The organism is Pseudomonas frederiksbergensis (genome assembly GCF_001952935.1).
GTDB classification, from domain to species: domain Bacteria; phylum Pseudomonadota; class Gammaproteobacteria; order Pseudomonadales; family Pseudomonadaceae; genus Aquipseudomonas; species Aquipseudomonas frederiksbergensis.
On the sequence record NZ_CP018319.1, the window covers coordinates 5,653,022 to 5,674,704 of the forward strand.

Genomic DNA, 21,683 nt, shown 5'->3' on the forward strand with positions numbered 1-21,683 from the left:
TCAGGCAGCTCGGCTTCCATGAACGGAAGCTAACGCTTCCGTTGAATATTTCTAATGCTTCAGCTCCCCGTTCGAATCTTGTTCCACACCCGTGTCCGCACCCGGTCGATGTTCAGCGGCATCGCCTCCAGCGCAAACAATTTCCCCATCATGTCCGGGCTCGGATAGACCTTGGTGTCGTTCTTGATCGCCGGGTCGATCAGGCTGTCGGCTTGCTCATTACCGTTGGCGTAGTGCACGTAGTTGCTGATGCTGGCCATGACGTCCGGGCGCAGCAGGTAGTTCATGAAGGCGTAGCCGGCCTTTTCGTCCGGGGCGTCCACCGGCATGGCGACCATATCGAACCAGATGGCGGCGCCTTCCTTGGGAATCTCGTAGCCGATGTCGATGCCATTCTTCGCTTCTTTCGCACGGTTTTCGGCTTGCAGAATGTCACCGGAGAAGCCGACGGCCACGCAGATGTCGCCGTTGGCCAGGTCGCTGGTGTACTTGGACGAGTGGAAATAGCTGACATACGGACGGACTTTCATCAGCAGCGCTTCAGCCTTTTTGTAGTCTTCCGGGTTCTTGCTGTGATGCGGCAGGCCCAGGTAGTTCAGGGCCGCCGGCAACAGCTCGGGGCCGTTGTCGAGGATGGCCACGCCGCACTTTTGCAGCTTTTGCATGTTTTCGGGTTTGAAAATCAGGTCCCACGAATCCACTGGTGCGTTATCACCCAACACGGCCTTGACCTTGGCGATGTTGTAGCCGATGCCGGTGCTGCCCCAGAGATACGGGAAGCCGTGTTCGTTGCCCGGATCGTTGGTTTGCAGGGCCTTGAGCAGCGTCGGGTTGAGGTTTTTCCAGTTCGGCAGTTGGCTCTTGTCGAGTTTCTTCAGCGCCACGCCTTGAATCTGCCGCGCCATGAAGTGGTTGGACGGGAAGACCACATCGTAGCCGGATTTGCCGGTCATCAATTTGCCGTCGAGGGTTTCATTGCTGTCGAAGACGTCGTAGCTGAATGCGATGCCGGTTTCTTTCTGGAAGTTTTTCGTGGTGTCCGGGGCGATGTACTCCGACCAGTTGTAAATCTTGACGATCTCGGCCGCGTGGCCGAGGGTCGCGAAGAGCGCAAGGGGAGCCAGAGTCAGTGTCTTTCGGATCATGAGTCGATTCCTGTTTGGTTTGTCTTGTTTTTATTGGGGAGCTGGCAGGCAATCAGTGGATCAAAAAATCAAAACGTAGGTCTTGCGCACGGTTTCCTGGATATCCCAGATACCGAGGCTGTTGGCTGGCAACATCAGTGCATCGCCGGCTTCTATGTGCAGGGTTTCACCGTCATCCGGGGTAAACGTGCAGCGCCCTTGGACGAAATGACAGAATTCCTGGGCGACGATCTGCCGCCGCCAGCGACCGGGCGTGCATTCCCAGACGCCGGTTTCGACGCCGTCGTCGCGTTCAACGCTGGTGGTCGAGGCCACTGCCACGGGCGAGCCCAGCGGTACGGCGACCGGATTCGACTGTTCCAGCTTCAGGGTTGCGGTGTTCTTGAATTGGGTGATGCTCATGGGAGTACCTGTCGATTGAGCCGATAGATGAATAACGCGCCGTTTACCGCATGAAACCTTCCATGAAGCCGGCAATACCGCTGGCCAGTTTTCGGCGCCAGGGTGCGGTGGTCGGGTTGGCCAGGGTCTGGTCTTCGTGGACAAAGCTGCGGATGATCGCGTTGTAGCCAAGCCAGCGGCAGGGCTCCGGTTCCCAGGCCCGGAGCGTGTCGAGTCCGCCGTGGATGACCCACGGCTGGCGAACCAGTTCGGTGTCGCGCTGCAGAATCAGGTCGGCCAGCGTCCGGCCGCCCAGGTTGCTGGCACCGACGCCCTCCCCGCCATAGCCACCCGACAAAGCGATGCCGCTGGCGGGATCGCACAACATGTGCGGCTTGAAACGCCGGGACATCCCCAGATTGCCGCCCCAGGCATGGGTAATCCGCACGTTCTTGAGCTGCGGGAAAAGTTCGCCAAACAGATAACGCCGCAGCTCCACTTCGCTGGTGGTCAAGTCGAAATTGTGGCGTAACCTGGCAGCGAACTGATAACCGCCCCGCGCGCCGAACACTAACCGGTTGTCAGCCGTGCGCTGACCGTAAGTGACCTGGCGACTGCTTTCGCTGAAAGCTTGGCCGCGACTCAGGCCGATTTCATCCCACGTGGCGGCGGATAACGGCTCGGTGGCCACTATCAAGCTTTGCACCGGCAACTGATAACGCCCCAACGGTGGCAAGGTGACCGAGTAACCTTCGACCGCCGGCACGATCCAGCGGCTGCGAACCGAGGCTTTCGCCGTGCGCAGCCCCCCCGACTGCCATTGGGTGACCGGGCTGTTTTCGTAAATTCTGACGCCCATTTTCTCCACCGTCCGGGCCAGGCCTCGCACCAACTTTGCCGGGTGAATGGTCGCGACGTGCGGTGCATAGATACCGCCATAAGGTTTGGCGACTCTGATCTGTTGCGCCAACTGCTCGGGGCTGAGCCAGCGGTAATCGCTTTCGGTCAACCCCTGGCTGTAGAGCGTGTCGAGATAGCGTCGAAGGCTGGCTTCCTGTTCCGGGTAGCGGGCAGCGCAATACAGCGCCCCGCCTTTGCGGTAATCGCAGTCGATGCCTTCACGTTCGAGGACAACCCCGACTTCATCCGGAATGCCGTGCAGCAAATCGAAAGAAGCCCGACGTTGTTCGGACGGCAAGTCGGCGAGCAAGCGGTCTTCGCCCAGCACATTGCCCATCAGCCAGCCGCCGTTACGCCCCGAGGCACCAAAACCGGCGGTTTGCGCCTCAACAATCGCAATGTTGAGATTGGGCGCCTGGCGTTTGAGGTAGTACGCGGTCCAGAGGCCGGTGTACCCCGCGCCAATGATGGCGACGTCAACGTCCAGATCCTGATCCAGCGCTGCACGCGCCAATAATGGCTCGTCGAGTTGATCCATCCACAAACTGATAGTGCGCCACGCCGACATGCAAGACTCCGCCACTCAAACTTCGATGGCGTCGATCCTAGTGCGTGGACTCAGAGGCTGTCTTGCGCGCGTGCACGCAAAGAAATTTGTTTGACGTAGGCCTTGGGCGACTGGCCGGTGTGCTGGCGGAAGCAACTGTAAAACGCCGACAGCGAATTGAACCCGGCGGCAAACGCCAGTTCGTCAATACGCAGTGGTGGCGTGGCGTTATCCAGTGCGGCGAGCAAATGCTGCAGGCGCGCCTGGTTGACGTATCGGTAGAAGCTCTGGCCAAGCACCTGATTCAGCAAGTAGGAAATTTGATTGCGGCTGTACCCGCACTCCTTCGCCACCCGTTGCAGGTCGAGTTCGGGATCGAGATAAGGTTGCTGGCGCTGAAAATACTGCTGCAAGTCTTCAGCCATGAAACTCAGCTGGCGTGCAGACAGCCCGAGTCGACTGACCGCCGGACGTTGGCTGCTGGTGGCCTTGCTGACGGGCTGTTCATGCACCAGCGAGGCATATTCGTTGACCCGCCAGATCAGTCCGTCACGGACGGTAATCGCCTCGCTGGCCCGGAACGACACCAGGCCTCCACCACCGCGCAGGGTAATACGGTACTGAATGAACGCCGTGTTGCCGTCCAGACGAATACGGTCCGAGTGCTCCAGGGCTTCATCGGCATCGCGGGGCATGCTACTGCGCACGTATTCATGTAACTCGGACAGCCCCATCACACGGTTCTGGAAGAAATCGCTGTACTGAATCTCCGGATGATAGAGCGCCATCACCCCGTCCAGATCCCGGTGTTTCCAACGCAAGTGATAGCGCATCACCGTGTCGCCCGTGGCCTGGGCTTGCAGCGGACCATCATCATCGGCGTGCATAGAGGACTCGGCGAAAAAAAACCGAGCTTGCCGAAATTCCGTCTCGGCTTCAATGACCAACCGTGATGGCCCATTGCCGGACCCGGGCTATTTCTATGACCTGCATCAAAAAAACTGAACCAATCGCTAAACGGCCTGAAAAATCCACATTCTTTTCACATTCGGATGCTACTTTTAAAGGCAGTCACCGGTTGAGCCATTGAAGGCTCTTCCCTCCTAACATGAGCTAAAGGAAGCGCTCGATGAATAAGGCGGGCTACATATGAATAAAGGCTTCAGTAAAGTCACCTTTCCCAATGCCTGCCAGCTGATGCGCTGGCATTTTCATCCCATGGGTTTCGAGGCGAGCATGGATGCGCCGGGCAGCATGATTGCCCGTCTTTTTGACCGTGCCAGTGGCGAGACCATGATCGCCATCGCCGGCATTCCTTGCGCGACGGTAATGAATGCCGCGGATGTAGAACGAATAATCGAAGCGGTGGAAGACGAGCTTGAGGCCTTCATTCCGCCAGCCGCCCTCAGGAGCTATGCCTGAAGGCTGAACTTCAAACAACAAGCCCACGTTTAGTGGGCTTTTTTGTGCGCGACGATTTTTTACGGTTTACGCCGATGTCTTGCCCTGTCGGTGATCGGCAAAGAACGCCTTGCCCTTGCCGATCCTGTCGGAAGCTTTAGGCACGTTGGCCGCCTGGGTGTCTTGCCCATCGACATACCAATAGCAATGACTCACCGCCCGAGTGATGCCGACGTAAGCCAGTCGCAGGATCTCGTCTTTCTGTGCGCTGTCATACGCTTCGCTGTCGCCTGGTTTGCCGAGACCCGCCATGCGGTAGACCTGATTCTTGTACGGCGAACTGGTGAGGTGTTGGCAGTCACCCAGCAGGAACACGGCGTCAGCCTGAAGTCCCTTGGCGCTGTGATAAGTCAGCTGCTTGAGCCTCCGCGCTTCGTACGGCAAGCTAGAATCCACATTAACTACAGACTGAATATGTTCTTCTATCAATGACTTATCGCTGCTTTTTCGATAAAGCATCAAGATTGAATCGCCCTTTTGGTAGTGCTCCATCAGGCGTTTGGCCATGCCTTGATCGTCACGATCGAGAACGTTAACCGGCAGCAATGCCTTCGGCTCGCCACTGGCCTTGGCCTTCTTGCCTGCGATCGCCGGCGCCGCACGAACGATGTGTTCGGCGGCATCGATGATGTGCTGGTGACTGCGGTAGTTGTCGCTCAGCATGACTTTGGTCGTGCCAGGTGAAGGGAATTCCTTGTTGAATTCCATAAAGTAAGTCGGCGAACTGCCCCGCCAGCCGTAGATGGACTGCCAGTCATCGCCGACACACAGCAACGACGAACGTTGTGCGCCGCGCCCCACGTGCATGGCCGGGCCGCGACTGCGGATTTCCGTGAGGCTCGCGCGAATCCAGGAAACGATCTGCGGCGATACGTCCTGAAATTCGTCGATCATCAGGTGCGACATCGGCCTGAGCAGCTCATCGCTCAGCAGCTTCAGATTTTCCGGTGAGTGTTCGCTGAACAAGGCAAACATCCGGTTGTAGGTCATCACCGGTGGTTTCTGATCAAGCAGATGATCTTCCAGCGCTCGCCAGTACAGGCTCAAGGCCTCGAAGAAAAACCGGTCGGGGTCGTCCTTGGCAAAACTCATCTGGCCCACGGCATTGGGAACATCCAGGCCAAGATTCTCGATAAATCCGGCGGCAGCGACAAAACAGTCCAGTAACGGCGCAGAGCTGAGCTCGCCCTTGACCTTGTAATCGAAGCCCGGCCCGGCACTGGCATCTCCAAGGGACGCCAATACACGTTTTGACGATTCGTAACTATCAATCCAAATCAATGGCTTACGACAGAAAGCTTGAAACAGGGTGCGCTTGACCGCCCATTCCGCACGCACGCTCAATTTGGCATTGGGGCGGCTGACCTGCGGGTTTTCCCGCGGATCGAATCCCAGCACCACCCAAGCGTCCAGGCTCGGAATATAGCCATGACAATGAAATGTCGAGCCGTTGATATCGAATGTCTGGCGCTTCGGCTCGATGCCTTTGATGGGCCAGGCACCCGCGCGAAACCACAAATCTTCGATTGCGTCGCAGAGCTCTTCATCACGCTTGGCGGCCAGTTCGGTCACGGCCATGCGTTTCTGCACGTCTGGGTGATCGCGCTCCAGCTCCTTGAGTTGCAGTGCATGACGAGACAACGGCTTGATCAGTTCGCGAAAGCGCTCATCGCGCGTGTGCAGGCGGTGATAGCAGGCGTTGAGTTGCTGGCGCTGGGCGTCGTTGATGCGCAGGTCGAAAGGGTTGCTGTCGACCTCTTCATCGCCACTTTGCGCACGGTGACTGAGGTTTTCGAAGGCTTGCAGCCGCTCGAAACCGGGCAGGCTGCGAACCATCGGCAGGATTCGCGAATGGAAAGTGCGCACCAGATCGCGCGCCGCCTTGAGGCTGAGCGACCGGCCCCAGAGCGCAAACAGCTCGATCAGTTTGTTGATGAAGTCTTTGCGCGATTCACGGGTAAAGGTCACCACCGTCATCGAACTCAGCTCGAACCCCAGATAATGGGTGAGCAGCAAAATACGCAACACCAACGTGGTCGACTTGCCCGCACCGGCACCGGCAATCACCGAGGTCGAGGGCGTGTCGCTGAAGATCATTTTCCATTGCGCGGTGCTGGGCTGGGCGTGCGCTGGCAACAGTCGAGCGACATCCGTCTTCATGCGCTTCTTCAACTCAGCGCTTAACGGCAGACGCCAATCGTCGAACAGATTCTCGTCAACATTGGGCGGACGGTGTTCGGTCGAGCGCGAGTCGCGGATCAACAATACCTGCCGGCCTTCCTCCAGCCCGTCAAGTTTGCCTTCCTTATAGCCGTAATCCACCCCGGCGCTGTGCCCGCTGCGAAAGCCGTCGGCCTGGCCGTGCAGCCAGGATGCCCGGTGTTGTGCGCGCAGACGCGTGAGTCCGTGACCAAAGAACCGGGCGGCCAGACGCTTGAGCAGCGGCATCTCGGCCAGGGGACGAAGCTCAGGAGGAAGATCGGGGGTGTGTTGCGGCACGCGGGCTGACTCCAGGGTGTGAGGCTGTTGCGGGCTATGGTGTCTGCATTTGCCATTCAGTTCTAGTGAAATGCTTACAGCTCATTGGCTTATGCGATGAAGTGAAGGTTGGGTGAGAATCTTTCGAGGTGATTAGATATCAAGTTATTCGATTGTATTGAGGCATTTTTTACGCTTTTTATCGATTAGTTCCTGATAGATGATGCTCGCCATCAACCACCGGTTCGCGTTTCGTGGCTCAGGCGCTGCGCCCCATGACGAACCTATTCAGGAGACGATCATGCTTGAACTCAGACCTTTCAGCTCCCTGGGCGGCGCCCACCATGGCTGGTTGGATGCCCATCACCACTTTTCGTTCGCCGAATACCACGACCCGAAACGCATGAACTGGGGCAACCTGCGGGTGTGGAACGACGATGTGATTGCGTCTGGCACCGGCTTCCCGAAACACCCGCACCGGGACATGGAAATCATCACTTACGTTCGTGAAGGCGCAATCACTCACGAAGACAATCTGGGCAACAAAGGTCGTACCGAAGCCGGCGACGTTCAGGTCATGAGCGCGGGTACCGGGATCGCCCACAGTGAATACAACCTGGAAGCCACCGAGACCAGGATCTTCCAGATCTGGATTATCCCGAACGAAACCGGTTTGGCACCGTCCTGGGGCGCCAAGCCGTTTCCAAAAGGCCAACGCGAAGGTTTCGTAACGCTGGCGAGCGGTAAAGCCGGCGACGATCAAAGCCTGCGCATTCGAGCCGATGCGCGATTGGTGGCCGCGAACCTGAAAGCTGGTGAATCCGCCGAGTATCGCCTGGACAATGGCCGTCGCGCCTATCTGGTACCGGCCACCGGCGTCATTGAAGTCAATGGCTTGCGCGCACAAGCTCGAGACGGTGTTGCGGTCGCCGATGAGCACGTGTTGCGGGTGACCGCCATCGAAGACAGTGAAATCGTCCTGGTGGACCTGGCTTGATCGGTTAAACGCGGGACAAAAAAATGGGGCGGCCATCATGGCCGCCCCTTTTTTACGTTCTGGATTACTTCGCAGAGATCGCGCCGTCCACAAGTGTTTGCGCTTCTGCCACCAATTGCTTGAGGTGTTCGTCACTGACGAAGCTTTCAGCGTAGATCTTGTAGATGTCTTCGGTGCCCGACGGACGCGCCGCGAACCAGCCGTTCTCGGTCATGACTTTCAGACCACCGATCGCCTGGTCGTTACCCGGCGCGTGGCTGAGGATGCTCTGGATTGCTTCGCCCGCCAGTTGGGTCGAGGTGACCTGGCCTGGCGACAATTTGCTCAGCAGTGCCTTCTGCTCAGGATTGGCCTTGGCATCGACGCGCACCGAGAACGGTTCGCCCAGTTCTTCGGTCAAGGCGCGATAGGCCTGACTTGGGTCGCGGCCGGTACGGGCGGTCATTTCTGCGGCCAGCAGCGCCGGGATCAAGCCATCCTTGTCGGTGCACCAGACGCTGCCATCCTTGCGCAGGAACGAAGCGCCGGCGCTTTCTTCACCGCCAAAGCCCAGGGAACCGTCGAACAGGCCGTCAGCAAACCATTTGAAGCCGACTGGCACTTCGTACAGACGACGCCCCAAACGTTTTGCCACGCGATCGATCAAGCCGCTGCTGACCACGGTTTTACCCACGGCCGCATCGGCGCGCCACTGCGGACGGTTCTGGAACAGATAGTCGATCGATACGGCGAGGTAGTTGTTCGGCGCGAGCAAGCCGCCGGACGGGGTCACGATGCCATGGCGATCATGGTCCGGGTCGCACGCGAAAGCTACGTCGAAGCGCTCTTTGAGACCGATAAGGCCCTGCATGGCGTGAGTGGACGATGGGTCCATGCGGATCTGACCATCCCAGTCAACCGTCATGAAGCGGAAGGTCGGATCGACCTGTTGGTTGACCACTTCCAGATCCAGGCGGTAATGCTCGGCAATCGCCGACCAGTAGCGCACCCCTGCTCCACCCAGCGGATCGACACCCAGACGCAGCTTGGCATCACGGATGGCGTCGAAGTCGATCACATTGATCAGGTCGGCAACGTAGGTATTGAGGTAGTCGTGACGATGGGTCGTGCTGGCCTTCAGCGCCTGCTCGTAGCTGATGCGTTTGACGCCGGCGAGCTTGTTGCTCAGCAGTTCGTTGGCCTTGGCTTCGATCCACTTGGTGATGTGGGTATCGGCCGGGCCACCGTTGGTAGGGTTGTATTTATAACCACCGCTTTGCGGCGGGTTGTGCGACGGCGTGATGACGATGCCGTCCGCCAGCCCCGACGTGCGTCCGCGGTTGTAGCAGAGAATCGCGTGGGAAATGGCCGGTGTCGGGGTGTATTCGTCACCTTCGGCAATCATTACCGTCACGCCGTTGGCGGCCAGCACTTCAAGGGCGCTGGTGCCGGCCGGGGTGGACAACGCGTGGGTGTCGATGCCGACGAACAGCGGGCCGTCAATGCCTTGGGCTTCGCGGTACAGGCAGATTGCCTGGCTGATTGCCAGAACGTGCCATTCATTGAAACTCAAGTCGAACGAGCTGCCTCGGTGCCCGGACGTGCCAAACGCTACGCGCTGGGTCGAAATGGCGGCATCGGGCTGACCGGTGTAATAGGCCGTTACCAGTCGCGGGATGTCGACCAACAGTTCTACCGGTGCCGGTTTGCCCGCAAAAGGACTGAGTGTCATGCAAAACCTCTGAAGTAGAGTGGTTCAGGAATAGGAACGCAGTTTACTGGCAGTTTGACCGCAGCGCGATGGGATCGATCCATGAGTATCACGCAGGGGCTGGGACCCCGTTCAATCGATCGATTCCAGACGCAAGGCGTCTCCTAACAAGCCCATCGCCGCGGCAAGGTCGTGATCACCGCCGAAGGTATGACTCAGGCGCAAATGTTGCGCATGCAAGCCCTGGAGACTGAACAGCTCTCCCGGTGCGAACACCACCTGATGCTTGAGCAGACGCTGGAACACCCGACGTACATCGACCTGGCGCAGCGAACGAACCCACACGGTCGCCCCGCCCTGAGGGTCGACAAAGTGCAAGGCATCCCCCAGACGCTCCTGCAACAGTTGTGTCATCTGCACTTTGCGGTCCTTGAGCATCCGCCGTAACACCTGAAGATGCTGATCGACACGTCCATTGCCGTACAAGCGGGCGATGGCTTTCTGGCGAATCGGTGACAAGCGGAACGAACGCAGCAGAAAGTACCGCTGCAATTCAGCACTGAAGTGCCGCGACAGCAGGTAGCCGTAGGGCGCCTCCGGCCCGATGATTTTCTCGAAAGTGGAAAACACGATCAGCCGATCGGGGTCCAGCAGGTCGCGAAAGCGCGGGCCGTCCGGTTCGAATCCTAGTTCGCCGTAGCAGTCGTTTTCCAGCACCCAACTGCCATGTCGCTCCAGCAACTGCGCGACGATTTGTCGGTTGTCGTCGGGTGCCAGGCTGCCTCGCGGCATATTCAGACCGGATGAAAGCATCACCAGCCGCACCGGCTCGGTCTCCAGCAGCTCTTTGAGCCATTCGACGTCCAGGCCACCGCAGGATTGCACCGCCAGCTCGATCACTCGCACCTGCGCAGCCTGGAGCAACCGCAGAATCGCCCAGTCGCACGGCGACTCGACCAACACCGTGGCGTCCTTGAGATTCAACACCGCGATTAGTATTTCCAGTACGCCACGCAGGTCGGCACCAATATAGACATCGTCGGCATGCCAGCAGCGCAGCGGCGAAGTGGTGTAGCGCGCGGCCAGGGCGATGCGCAACTCCAGCTCGCCGCAAGGTTGGGATGTCGGTTGCGGCTGACGCGGATACTGGCGCAGCAGTTCTCTTTCAAGTAGCAATAACGGACTGTCGAGGGGTTGCAGCAGCGCCGGTTCATCGGCGCTCAAGACCAGCATCCCCGGACGTCTGGCATTGACATAAACGGTTTCGAGCAGGTCGTTGCCACTGCTGAGCGTGTTGATAGAGGATACCGGCAATGCGTAATACCCGGACTTGGCCACCGAATAGACGCGACCTTCCTTCTCCAGCAGCGAATATGCGTACTGAATGGTCGAGATCGACACGCTCAGACGCTCTGCCAGCTGTCGCAACGAAGGCAGGCGGACCCGCGTGTCACTGACCGGTTCGTTGATCAGGTTAGTCAGATATCGGTACACCGCCTGATACGCGAAGTCTGTTTCTCGTGGCCCTTTCATGGACAAGAGCCGAATGCCGTGTGAACGTCCTCATGCATCGTCAGGAAGTCTGTCAAGCCACGCACTTTCAGCGCCCCGCTGACCATTCATCCGCCACCGCCGTGTCGTCGTCGCAAGCGGTTGCCGCTTGCACACCCGCGCTGTCGATTTCCAGCGCGCCTGCCCTGCTTTCATCTGCAGACAGCGGGGCCATGCGGTAAATCTTGCCAATCAAGTTGACAGGCAAACCGCTGACGTCGGTCATCCATTGCAGAACCTGCTCCGGCACCGGTTTGCCCTGCATTGCCCGGTGCAAATCAGGCATCGCCACGAGCATGCCGGGGTGGCACTGGCGAAGAAAACGCTCAAGCGCCGCGCCATTTTCGACGAAAGGTGAAAAAAGCAGACACACCAGTTGAGCCTCGTTCAGGCCAAAGCTTTTTTGCGCCTCGGCCGCCGCCAGCACGCGCAGTTCGGCCAACATCGCCGGATTGCCGAACGCCTCTACCGCTTGTTCGCACAACCGTTCCGCCAATTGCTTGCGCCGCATCATGATCAATGCACGCTGCAGGTATTCGGTGACACCTGTTTCGTAGCCGCGGTCGTGGACGAAGCACGACTGCAAACCCCGCATGTGGGCGCAGATAGAAAGGCTGACGTACTCGTTGTCGCTGAGCTGAGCCGCCAGTTCGTCGGCTTGAAAACCGAGAAACTCTGTGAGCAGCGGCCAACGCTCTTCCAGGTTGCTGACCAGCAAGTCGTGAATGTCGATGTACGTGGCGCGACGACAGGCCTCGAATCGTTCGGCCGGGCGCCATGCAACCTGGCCATGCTCGGCATAAAAAGCGCGGTAGCAGTCGCTGCCCAGTTCATCGAGCAATGCGAAAAGCGCCTCGTAGCCGGTTTCGTGATGATCCGGGGTCTTGAGCCCGGCCTTGGCGGCTGCACGTTTCAAGCCGTCGAGAAACTGCTTCTGCTGACGAGGTGAGTCGCTGCTGATCAACGCATCGACGCCGCGGTCCCAACGAGCTATTTGTCCATAGAACTCGCCGGTGGCCAAATACCCGTCGTCCCACAGTTCAAGCGGCCCGTTCCAGGCGCGACAATGGCCCACCATCAAAAGATTGAGCCGATTGGACTCTCGGCCACCTTCGGAAATCGGCGTCAAGTGGTTGAACGGCAGGACCTCCCGGTTATCAACCATCAACACTTCGACCCGAGGATCGTCGTAGAGGAACAAGGCGCTGTAGCTGCGATGGATGTTTTCCAGGGCGGTCGGGCTTGCGTCGTTCAAGCGCAAGGATGCCACACGCAACTGGAACGTCGCTGGCGCCCGGCCGGCGATACTCAGCTGTGCAGCGCGCAGCAGCGCCAAGGTGTAACAACTGTCACGGGATCCCGACTGAATGGCCAGGACCTTGAATTCGCCAATACGCTCCATGCCTCCGGCGGCCACCACCAGTCGCTGAATCATCAGCTGCAAAGCCGTGCGTTCGGCACGCGAGAAGAAACTCAACAATCGCTGCAGCACTTGCTGATAGACATAGTTCATCGCTTGGTCGTGGATATTGGTCATCTTTATTTACCTGATGCTTGTAAGTTCGATGTCGGGCCAACAACCACACGCATTGCGCAATGGGTTGCTTGCCCCGACTGAAGTACTGGACGCTATTGCCAAATGCTAGCACTTAAGCTTTTAGTAATTATTTGAAATAACTGGAAGTCCCCCTTGCTCCCGCCAGAGACAGGTGGCCGCGAACCCCTGTAGAGCCGGGCCCTTGCAGCCGACCGCGAGGTCCTAGGAAATATCCGACAACGTCCCACAGACAATTAGCACAAGAAATAGAGAAAGAAGTCACCCATGTTTTTTTGGTAACGGCGCAACGACGAACTATTGGTCGGATATGTATTAACAGTGTGTATTGAAAAGTATCAAGCTGACACCCAGCCATGACTCATTCCTTGAGATGAAAGTAATCATTCAATTATCAAGGCTTATATGATGATTAGAAGATACAGATTGAGAGCAAAAACCAGTTCAGTTGCTGGACTGATCCATTGACGGGGCAATGTGACGTCTCATTTCAGCGGGAGCTGAAAACAGAAAGTCCGCGGCGGGCACGGACTCTTGCAGAGGGGTTTACATGAAGGGCTTATGCAGGTGCGACCTGAAGGGCGACCCGTTCGCGGCATGGGCATTCGTCCATGTAGCGGTGTGCTTCTACAAACTCGGCAAAGGGGAAGACCCGAGTCTTGAGCGGTAGCAGCACGCGGTCGGCGGTCATCTGGTTGATGTCGCGCAAGGCGCGTTGCAGTGCAACCTGGTCCTGGATGATGCCCAGTTCCGGCTTGCCGGTGAAGTTGCCGATGCAGTGCACAAAGAACTGGATGTTCTTCTGGAACGCTGCGCAGGCCGGGAACGGCGTCTGGTTGCCACCTTGCAGGCCGTACAGTACCAGGCTGCCGCGAGGTGCCAGCACATCGCCAAGCAACGACATCTGTGGCCCGCCGAGACCGTCGAACACCACGTCCACGCCACGGTTGTCGGTGATTTTGTTGATCTGCATCAGCAGATCCTGTTCCTCAGTGACGATGACTTTCTCGGCGCCCAGGGACAGCAGATTCTCACGCTCTTCCGCGGTCTTGGTCGCGGCAATGACCCGGATGCCCAAAGCCTTGCCCAATTGTACGAAGGACGGACCGGCACAATGACTGGCGTCGGTCACCAGGGCGAATTGCCCGGGCTTGACCCGTGCCAGATCGACATAAGCGAAGTAAGCGATCAGCAGCGGCGTGTAATGCACACTGGCTTCGATCGGGCTGAGTACGTCCGGGTAACGGGTCAGTGCCGTGCGCGGCAGAACGATCTGTTCGCCGTAGACCGGATAATCGTTGGGGCTTTCCGCCGGGAAGCTGGCGACTTTGTCGCCGATTGCCAGATCATCGACGCCCTCGCCGACCGCCGTCACGACGCCGGACATTTCATGGCCAAGGCCTGAAGGCAGACGAGCGTGAGATGAGGCCAGGTTCTGGCGCCAGAGAATGTCGTACCAGCTGATGCCAATCGCCTCGACGCGCACCTGCACTTCGCCCGGTGCAGGGAGAGCGGCCGCATGCTCTTCGCATTTGAGCACCTCGGCTGGACCAAACTTGTGAAAACGGATCGTGCGGGACATCGCAAACCTCGTCAAAGAAACCTCTAATGCCCTGAACTCTATCCGGGCTTTCTACCCAAGACTATCAGTGGCTATTAATAGTCGACATGCCTGTCATTGATTCCGCAGCGCCGGTGACATCATCAAATGCCGTGAAAACCGAAGCATCCATTTCAGGAAAACTGAATTACTCGGTGCAGAGTAGCAGCCTTTCCCCTTAATATTCATGCCGGCCATTGTTCTCATATGGCCGCTCTCGTCAAGCTTGATGACTCTGCCAGGACTCCAGATGAATCGTAATGACCTGCGTCGTGTCGACCTGAACCTGTTGATCGTTTTCGAAACATTGATGCACGAACGCAGTGTGACCCGCGCTGCGGAGAAACTGTTCCTCGGTCAGCCGGCCATCAGTGCGGCGCTCTCGCGCTTGCGCGGGTTGTTCGATGATCCGTTGTTCGTGCGTACCGGTCGCAGCATGGAACCGTCCGCCCGGGCGGTGGAAATCTTCGCCCTCCTCTCGCCTGCACTGGATTCGATTTCCACCGCGGTCAGTCGTGCGGCGGAATTCGATCCGGCGACCAGCACTGCGGTGTTTCGCATCGGACTGTCGGACGATGTCGAATTCGCCCTGCTGCCGATGCTGCTCAAGCGCCTGCGTGCCGAATCCCCGGGGATCGTGCTGGTGGTGCGTCGGGCCAACTACATCCTGATGCCGAGCCTGCTGGCCTCGGGCGAGATTTCCATCGGCGTCAGCTACACTGCCGACCTGCCGGCCAACGCCAAGCGCAAAGTACTGCGCCGCAGCATGCCGAAGCTGTTGCGGGCCGACACCGTGCCGGGGCCGTTGAGCCTGGATGATTTCTGCGCGCGGCCTCATGCGCTGGTGTCGTTCGCCGGTGACCTGAGCGGCTTTATAGATGAAGAGCTGGAGAAACTCGGGCGCAAGCGTCATGTGGTGCTTGCCGTGCCGCAGTTCAACGGACTCAGCACTCTCATCAGCGGCACCGATATTGTCGCGACCGTGCCGGATTATACGGCTGAAGCATTAACGGCGGCCGGCGGTGTGCGGGCTGAAGACCCGCCGTTGCCGGTGCGCAGTTTTGAATTGCACATGGCCTGGCGTGGGTCGCAGGATAATGATCCGGGTGAGCGTTGGTTAAGGTCGCGCATTCAGATGTTCTTTGGTGATCCGGATAGTCTGGCCTGATCCTGGTTATGTGTGAGGGCTTCTGGCCCCATCGCGAGCAAGCTCGGCTCCTACAGGGGATGTAGGAGCCGAGCTTGCTCGCGATGGCAGCGACTCGATCCAACGCCTTACCTTTGCACTCCCCGCAACACAGAATTGTCATCATCCCAATTGATAGCCGCCTAACGAAAGGTGCACGCTAGAGAGCTTGGCTGGCGCTTATATCATTCCGAATGATAGTTATCTTTGCCTCATTCGATTCGTGCGATACATCCTCCCCGAGCATCATCCGCCCATTCTCAATACATTGGCGGATGCATCCATGGAACAATCACTCAAACATTTACGCTTCCCGTTGGCCCTGTTGGCAGTGCTGGTGATGAGCGCTTGCGGCAAGACTCCGGACACGGCCGCCACTATGCCCGCAGCCAAGGTCAGCGTGGCCAAGGTGCTGGAACAACCGGTGAACGAGTGGGACGAATTCACCGGGCGTCTTGAAGCGCCAGAAACCGTGGAAATTCGTCCACGAGTCTCCGGCCAGATCGATGAAGTGGCCTTCACCGAAGGTGCTTTGGTCAAGAAAGGCGACCTGCTGTTCCAGATCGACCCGCGTCCATTCCAGGCCGAGGTCCGCCGCCTCGAAGCGCTGGTTGCCCAATCCCGCGCCACCGCTACCCGCAGCGAAAACGAATCCCAGCGTGGCGAACGTCTGCGCACCAGCAACGCGATCTCCGCCGAGCTGGCCGATTCGCGCACCAGCGCTGCTCAAGAAGCCCGCGCCGCCGTCGGTGCCCTCCAGGCGCAACTGGACCTGGCCAAACTGAACCTGAGCTTCACCCGTGTCACCGCGCCGATCAGCGGCCGCGTCAGTCGCGCAGAAATCACTGCCGGCAACCTGGTGACCGCCGATACCACCGCGCTGACCAGTGTGGTGTCCACCGACAAGGTCTACGCCTACTTCGACGCCGACGAGCGTGTGTTCCTCAAATACACCCAGCTCGCTCGCCAGGGCAAACGCGGTGCTACCACGCCGGTGTACCTCGGCCTTTCCAACGAAGACGGCAACCCCCACCAGGGCGTGATGAACTTCGTCGATAACCAGGTCAACCCGAAAACCGGCACCATCCGCGGTCGTGCCGTGTTCGACAACAGCGACGGCGCCTACACCCCAGGCCTGTATGCCCGCCTGAAACTGGTCGGCAGCGGCACCTACTCCGCCGTGCTGATCAACGACGAAGCGGTCGGTACCGATCTGGGTAAAAAATTCGTGCTGGTGATGGATGCCGACAACAAGACGGCGTATCGCTCGGTCGAGCTGGGTCCGAAGATCGAAGGTTTGCGCATCGTGCGCAGCGGCCTGAACAAGGACGACACGATCATCGTCAAGGGGCTGCAACGGGTTCGCCCTGGTTCGCCGGTCACGCCAGAAGTGATCCCGATGGCCAGTGAACAAACCCTCGCGGCACTTGCACAACAACGACAAGCGCTGGAAGCCAGCAACCTGCCCCAAGTCGCACCTGCCAAGGTCGCGCCGGGTTCGGTTGTGAAATTGGCTGCCGCGACTCCACGCGGTTAAGGGACGACAACTCCGATGAATTTTTCCCAATTCTTCATTTCACGGCCGATCTTTGCAGCGGTACTTTCGCTGCTGATCCTGATCGCCGGTGCCATCTCGCTGTTCCAGTTGCCGATCAGCGAATACCCGGAAGTGGTTCCGCCGACCGTTGTGGTTCGTGCGAACTTCCCGGGTGCCAACCCTAAAGTCATCGGTGAAACCGTGGCCGCTCCATTGGAGCAAGCCATCACCGGCGTCGAGAACATGCTGTACATGTCCTCGCAGTCCACCGCTGACGGCAAGATCACCCTGACCATCACCTTTGCGCTGGGCACTGACCTGGACAACGCACAGGTACAGGTGCAGAACCGTGTAACCCGGACCGAACCCAAACTTCCAGAAGAAGTGACGCGCATCGGTATCACCGTAGACAAGGCGTCGCCCGACCTGACCATGGTTGTGCACTTGACCTCGCCGGACAAACGCTACGACATGCTCTACCTGTCCAACTACGCCTTGCTCAACATCAAGGATGAGCTGGCGCGTCTGGGTGGTGTCGGTGATGTGCAGCTGTTCGGCATGGGCGATTACTCGCTGCGGGTCTGGCTCGACCCGAACAAGACCGCTTCGCGCAACCTGACCGCGACCGATGTGGTCACCGCGATTCGTGAACAAAACCGTCAAGTAGCGGCCGGTGCCCTGGGCGCTCCGCCTGCGCCGAATGCCACTGCGTTCCAGCTGTCGGTCAACACCCAAGGTCGTCTGGTTTCCGAAGAAGAGTTCGAGAACATCATCATTCGCTCCGGCGACAATGGTGAAATCACTCGCCTGAAAGACATCGCTCGTATCGAACTCGGCTCCAGCCAATACGCCCTGCGCTCCTTGCTGAACAACCAACCGGCAGTGGCAATCCCGATCTTCCAGCGCCCTGGCTCCAACGCGATCCAGATCTCCAACGATGTCCGGGAGAAAATGGCCGAGCTGAAGAAGAACTTCCCGGAAGGCATGGATTTCAGCATCGTCTATGACCCGACGATCTTCGTGCGCGGCTCCATCGAGGCGGTGGTTCACACCCTCTTCGAAGCGCTGATCCTCGTTGTGCTGGTGGTGATCCTGTTCCTGCAAACCTGGCGCGCCTCGATCATTCCGTTGGTGGCGGTGCCGGTTTCGCTGATCGGTACGTTTGCCGTGATGCACCTGTTCGGCTTCTCGCTGAACGCCCTGTCACTGTTCGGCCTGGTATTGGCCATCGGTATCGTGGTCGACGATGCGATCGTGGTGGTGGAGAACGTCGAGCGAAACATCGGGCTCGGATTAACCCCTGTAGAAGCCACCAAGCGTGCGATGCGTGAAGTGACCGGCCCGATCATCGCAACGGCGCTGGTGCTGTGTGCGGTGTTTATCCCGGCCGCGTTCATCTCCGGGTTGACCGGGCAGTTCTACAAGCAGTTCGCCCTGACCATTGCGATCTCGACTGTGATCTCGGCGTTCAACTCGCTGACCCTGTCGCCCGCCCTGGCTGCGGTGTTGCTCAAAAGTCATGACGCACCGAAGGACCGTTTCTCCAAGGTTCTCGACAAGATCTTCGGTGGCTGGCTGTTCCGTCCGTTCAACCGCTTCTTCGACAAGGCCAGCCATGGTTATGTCGGCACTGTAGGCCGGGTTATCCGCAGCAGCGGTATCGCCTTGCTGGTGTACGCCGGCCTGATGGTGCTGACGTTCTTCGGTTTCTCCAACACCCCGACCGGTTTCGTACCCGGCCAGGACAAGCAATACCTGGTGGCCTTCGCGCAACTGCCGGACGCCTCGAGCCTGGACCGTACCGAAGACGTGATCAAACGCATGTCCGACCTGGCCCTGAAACAGCCTGGCGTGGAAAGTGCGGTGGCCTTCCCTGGCCTGTCGATCAACGGTTTCACCAACAGCCCTAACGCCGGCATCGTGTTCGTCACCCTGAAACCGTTCGACGAGCGTAAAGACCCGAGCATGTCTGCCGGTGCGATTGCCGGTGCATTGAACGGCCAGTTCGCCGGGATCGAGGAAGCCTACATGGCGATCTTCCCGCCGCCGCCGGTACAAGGCCTGGGCACCATTGGTGGTTTCCGCCTGCAGATCGAAGACCGGGGCAACCTGGGCTACGACGAGCTGTACAAAGAAACCATGAACATCATCACCAAGAGCCACAACGTGCCGGAACTGGCCGCCCTGTTCACCAGCTACACCGTGAACGTGCCGCAGGTCGATGCCGCTATCGACCGCGAAAAAGCCAAGACCCACGGCGTGGCCGTCAGCGACATCTTTGACACCCTGCAGATCTACCTGGGTTCGCTGTATGCCAACGACTTCAACCGCTTCGGTCGCACCTACCAGGTCAACGTTCAGGCTGAACAACAGTTCCGTCTCGAACCCGACCAGATCGGTCAGCTGAAAGTGCGTAACAACAGAGGCGAGATGATCCCGCTGGCGACCTTTATCAAGGTCAGCGACACCTCGGGCCCGGACCGCGTGATGCACTACAACGGCTTCATCACCGCTGAAATCAACGGTGCAGCCGCTCCCGGCTACAGCTCCGGCCAGGCCGAAAAAGCCATCGAGAAACTGCTCAAGGAAGAGCTTCCGAACGGCATGACCTACGAATGGACCGACCTGACCTACCAGCAGATTCTGTCCGGTAACACCGCACTGTTTGTGTTCCCGCTCTGCGTACTGCTGGCGTTCCTGGTACTCGCGGCTCAATACGAAAGCTGGAGCCTGCCATTGGCGGTGATCCTGATCGTACCGATGACCCTGCTGTCGGCCATCACTGGTGTGATTGCTTCGGGAGGCGACAACAACATCTTCACCCAGATCGGTTTGATCGTACTGGTGGGGCTTGCCTGTAAGAACGCGATTCTGATCGTCGAGTTTGCCAAGGACAAACAGGAGGACGAAGGCATGAACCCGCTCGCGGCGGTGCTCGAAGCTTGCCGCCTGCGTCTGCGGCCGATCCTGATGACTTCCTTCGCGTTCATCATGGGGGTTGTGCCTCTGGTGTTCTCCAGCGGTGCCGGTGCCGAAATGCGTCATGCCATGGGTGTGGCGGTGTTCTCCGGGATGCTCGGGGTGACCTTCTTCGGTCTGTTGCTGACACCTGTGTTCTACGTATTGATTCGTAACTTTGTGGAGCGCGGTGAAAAGCGCAAAGCGGCCAAGGTCCTGAAACTGGAGGCGCAACAATGAGTCTGAAAGCCTTCCTGCCGAGCCTTCTGGTACTGGCCCTGAGTGCCTGTGCCGTCGGCCCGGACTACAAGACTCCAGCCACTGAGCCGGCCAACATCACCACCGCCACCGATGGCAGCGCCGGTCAGAAGAACTACGACCGCTCGCGTTTCGAAGGCATCTGGTGGCAGCAGTTCGAAGACCCGACCCTCAATCAGTTGGTGACTCAATCGCTGCAAGGCAACCGTGATTTGCGCGTGGCCTTCGCTCGCTGGAAAGCGGCCCGGGCGATTCGCGATGACGTCAGCAATGACGCCATGCCAACCATCACCAGCCGGGCCAGCAGTGACCTGGCCAAGGGTCAGATTCCGGGCCAGACCACCAAACGGGTCAGTAGCGAACGCTACGACCTGGGCCTCGACATGGCGTGGGAGATCGACCTGTTTGGGCGTATCCAGCGCAACCTGGAATCCGCTGACGCCGAACAGCAAGCGCTCGAAGCCGATCTGTACCAACTGCAAGTCTCGATGATTGCTGAACTGGTGGATGCCTACGGTCAACTGCGCGGTGCGCAGCTGCGGGAAAAGATCGCCTTGGCCAACCTGAACAACCAGCAGGAATCGAGCAAGATCACCGTCAGCCTGCGTGATGCCGGCGTCGGCGATCAGCTCGACGTGGTCCGCGCCGATGCACGCCTGGCATCCGTCGAAGCCAGCGTGCCGCAATTGCAGGCCGAACAGGTTCGGCAGAAAAACCGCATCGCCACCCTGCTGGGTGAACGTCCGGACAAGCTGACCGTCGACCTGAGTCCAAAAGATTTGCCGGCGATCGCCAAGGCCCTCCCGATCGGTGATCCGGGTGAACTGCTGCAACGTCGCCCGGACATTCTCAGCGCCGAGCGCAAACTGGCCTCCGCCACCGCCCGAATCGGCGTGGCCAAGGCTGATTTGTTCCCACGGGTCAGCCTCAGCGGTTTCCTTGGCTTCACCGCCGGGCGCGGTTCGCAGATCGGTTCCTCGGCGGCCAACGCCTGGGCACTGGGCCCAAGCATTACCTGGGCCGCGTTCGACCTTGGCAGCGTGCGCGCCCGTCTAAGGGGTGCCGATGCAGATGCCGAAGGCGCCCTGGCGACCTACGAACAGCAAGTCCTGTTGGCGTTGGAAGAATCGGAAAACGCCTTCAGCGACTACGGCAAACGGCAACAACGCCTGATCTCACTGATCCGTCAGAGTGAGTCGAGCCGCGCCGCTGCCGACCTGGCGGAAATTCGCTACCGCGAAGGCACGGCGGACTTCCTCGTCCTGCTCGATGCCCAGCGTGAGCGTCTGGCGGCAGAAGACACTCAGGCCCAGGCCGAAGTCGATCTGTATCGCGGCATTGTCGCGATCTACAAAGCCCTGGGCGGTGGCTGGCAACCGGAGACGGTCGCCAGCAAGTAAAGTTTTAACGAGCTCCTTTGGTTGGCCGCAACCAACCAA

The 21,683-nt window shown here is 58.9% G+C and carries 15 protein-coding genes; 6 read left to right on the top strand and 9 right to left on the bottom strand.

From position 1 onward, the window contains the following. Positions 1-59: 59 nt before the first annotated feature. From PFAS1_RS26470 to PFAS1_RS26485, 4 genes are read right to left on the bottom strand one after another with little or no spacing between them, the layout of a single operon-like run. Positions 60-1,145: a polyamine ABC transporter substrate-binding protein gene (locus PFAS1_RS26470; RefSeq protein ID WP_076031153.1), complete on the bottom strand. Its 1,086-nt coding sequence runs from the start codon at positions 1,143-1,145 to the stop codon at positions 60-62. A gap of 60 nt (positions 1,146-1,205) precedes the next feature. Then, on the bottom strand, positions 1,206-1,547 hold the full coding sequence (locus PFAS1_RS26475) for a cupin domain-containing protein (RefSeq protein WP_076031154.1): 342 nt from the start codon (positions 1,545-1,547) through the stop codon (positions 1,206-1,208). Between the two features lie 43 nt (positions 1,548-1,590). Then, positions 1,591-2,994: an NAD(P)/FAD-dependent oxidoreductase gene (locus tag PFAS1_RS26480; protein ID WP_076031155.1), complete on the bottom strand. Its 1,404-nt coding sequence runs from the start codon at positions 2,992-2,994 to the stop codon at positions 1,591-1,593. A gap of 50 nt (positions 2,995-3,044) precedes the next feature. After that, positions 3,045-3,860 (bottom strand): helix-turn-helix transcriptional regulator, encoded by an 816-nt coding sequence (locus PFAS1_RS26485; protein ID WP_076031156.1) that lies wholly within the window; start codon positions 3,858-3,860, stop codon positions 3,045-3,047. 262 nt (positions 3,861-4,122) lie between these two features. Between PFAS1_RS26485 and PFAS1_RS26490 the strand changes: the two genes are divergently transcribed. Next, entirely contained in the window at positions 4,123-4,395 is a 273-nt protein-coding gene (locus tag PFAS1_RS26490) for a DUF1652 domain-containing protein (protein WP_008156356.1), read from the top strand. Positions 4,396-4,461: 66 nt separating this feature from the next. On the opposite strand, the gene PFAS1_RS26495 is transcribed toward PFAS1_RS26490, so the two are convergent. Then, complete coding sequence (locus tag PFAS1_RS26495) at positions 4,462-6,933, bottom strand: UvrD-helicase domain-containing protein (protein WP_076031157.1); 2,472 nt, start codon at positions 6,931-6,933, stop codon at positions 4,462-4,464. Between the two features lie 280 nt (positions 6,934-7,213). On the opposite strand from PFAS1_RS26495, the gene PFAS1_RS26500 reads away from it, so the two are divergent. Further along, complete coding sequence (locus PFAS1_RS26500; RefSeq protein WP_076031158.1) at positions 7,214-7,909, top strand: pirin family protein; 696 nt, start codon at positions 7,214-7,216, stop codon at positions 7,907-7,909. Between the two features lie 64 nt (positions 7,910-7,973). On the opposite strand, the gene pgm is transcribed toward PFAS1_RS26500, so the two are convergent. From pgm to PFAS1_RS26520, 4 genes are all read right to left on the bottom strand, one after another. Further along, positions 7,974-9,620, bottom strand: coding sequence for a phosphoglucomutase (alpha-D-glucose-1,6-bisphosphate-dependent) (gene pgm, locus PFAS1_RS26505; protein WP_076031159.1), 1,647 nt, complete (start codon positions 9,618-9,620; stop codon positions 7,974-7,976). A gap of 111 nt (positions 9,621-9,731) precedes the next feature. Further along, on the bottom strand, positions 9,732-11,132 hold the full coding sequence (locus PFAS1_RS26510) for an aminotransferase-like domain-containing protein (RefSeq protein WP_076031160.1): 1,401 nt from the start codon (positions 11,130-11,132) through the stop codon (positions 9,732-9,734). A gap of 67 nt (positions 11,133-11,199) precedes the next feature. Continuing rightward, positions 11,200-12,687 carry a hypothetical protein gene (locus PFAS1_RS26515; RefSeq protein WP_076031161.1) on the bottom strand — a complete coding sequence of 496 codons (1,488 nt, stop codon included), beginning with the start codon at positions 12,685-12,687 and terminating at the stop codon, positions 11,200-11,202. Positions 12,688-13,264: 577 nt separating this feature from the next. Continuing rightward, positions 13,265-14,287 carry a zinc-dependent alcohol dehydrogenase family protein gene (locus PFAS1_RS26520; RefSeq protein WP_076031162.1) on the bottom strand — a complete coding sequence of 341 codons (1,023 nt, stop codon included), beginning with the start codon at positions 14,285-14,287 and terminating at the stop codon, positions 13,265-13,267. Between the two features lie 268 nt (positions 14,288-14,555). On the opposite strand from PFAS1_RS26520, the gene PFAS1_RS26525 reads away from it, so the two are divergent. From PFAS1_RS26525 to PFAS1_RS26540, 4 genes are all read left to right on the top strand, one after another. Further along, entirely contained in the window at positions 14,556-15,473 is a 918-nt protein-coding gene (locus PFAS1_RS26525) for a LysR family transcriptional regulator (RefSeq protein ID WP_008156370.1), read from the top strand. 301 nt (positions 15,474-15,774) lie between these two features. Continuing rightward, on the top strand, positions 15,775-17,028 hold the full coding sequence (gene mexE, locus PFAS1_RS26530; protein WP_076031163.1) for a multidrug efflux RND transporter periplasmic adaptor subunit MexE: 1,254 nt from the start codon (positions 15,775-15,777) through the stop codon (positions 17,026-17,028). Positions 17,029-17,043: 15 nt separating this feature from the next. Beyond that, the gene (locus PFAS1_RS26535) at positions 17,044-20,226 is read left to right on the top strand and encodes an efflux RND transporter permease subunit (RefSeq protein WP_076031164.1); all 3,183 of its coding nucleotides are present in this window, start codon (positions 17,044-17,046) and stop codon (positions 20,224-20,226) included. After that, positions 20,223-21,644 carry an efflux transporter outer membrane subunit gene (locus tag PFAS1_RS26540; protein WP_076031165.1) on the top strand — a complete coding sequence of 474 codons (1,422 nt, stop codon included), beginning with the start codon at positions 20,223-20,225 and terminating at the stop codon, positions 21,642-21,644. Before PFAS1_RS26535 ends, PFAS1_RS26540 begins: the two co-directional genes overlap by 4 nt. The last annotated feature ends 39 nt before the right edge of the window (positions 21,645-21,683 follow it).

What these genes read in the sequence shown, in the direction of transcription:
- PFAS1_RS26480 (WP_076031155.1), bottom strand. Translation starts at nt 2,994, where the DNA reads ATGTCGGCGTGGCGCACTATCAGTTTGTGGATGGATCAACTCGACGAG.
- PFAS1_RS26535 (WP_076031164.1), top strand. Translation starts at nt 17,044, where the DNA reads ATGAATTTTTCCCAATTCTTCATTTCACGGCCGATCTTTGCAGCGGTA.
- PFAS1_RS26540 (WP_076031165.1), top strand. Translation starts at nt 20,223, where the DNA reads ATGAGTCTGAAAGCCTTCCTGCCGAGCCTTCTGGTACTGGCCCTGAGT.
- PFAS1_RS26470 (WP_076031153.1), bottom strand. Translation starts at nt 1,145, where the DNA reads ATGATCCGAAAGACACTGACTCTGGCTCCCCTTGCGCTCTTCGCGACC.
- PFAS1_RS26525 (WP_008156370.1), top strand. Translation starts at nt 14,556, where the DNA reads ATGAATCGTAATGACCTGCGTCGTGTCGACCTGAACCTGTTGATCGTT.
- mexE (WP_076031163.1), top strand. Translation starts at nt 15,775, where the DNA reads ATGGAACAATCACTCAAACATTTACGCTTCCCGTTGGCCCTGTTGGCA.
- PFAS1_RS26475 (WP_076031154.1), bottom strand. Translation starts at nt 1,547, where the DNA reads ATGAGCATCACCCAATTCAAGAACACCGCAACCCTGAAGCTGGAACAG.
- pgm (WP_076031159.1), bottom strand. Translation starts at nt 9,620, where the DNA reads ATGACACTCAGTCCTTTTGCGGGCAAACCGGCACCGGTAGAACTGTTG.
- PFAS1_RS26510 (WP_076031160.1), bottom strand. Translation starts at nt 11,132, where the DNA reads ATGAAAGGGCCACGAGAAACAGACTTCGCGTATCAGGCGGTGTACCGA.
- PFAS1_RS26520 (WP_076031162.1), bottom strand. Translation starts at nt 14,287, where the DNA reads ATGTCCCGCACGATCCGTTTTCACAAGTTTGGTCCAGCCGAGGTGCTC.
- PFAS1_RS26490 (WP_008156356.1), top strand. Translation starts at nt 4,123, where the DNA reads ATGAATAAAGGCTTCAGTAAAGTCACCTTTCCCAATGCCTGCCAGCTG.
- PFAS1_RS26515 (WP_076031161.1), bottom strand. Translation starts at nt 12,687, where the DNA reads ATGACCAATATCCACGACCAAGCGATGAACTATGTCTATCAGCAAGTG.
- PFAS1_RS26485 (WP_076031156.1), bottom strand. Translation starts at nt 3,860, where the DNA reads ATGCACGCCGATGATGATGGTCCGCTGCAAGCCCAGGCCACGGGCGAC.
- PFAS1_RS26500 (WP_076031158.1), top strand. Translation starts at nt 7,214, where the DNA reads ATGCTTGAACTCAGACCTTTCAGCTCCCTGGGCGGCGCCCACCATGGC.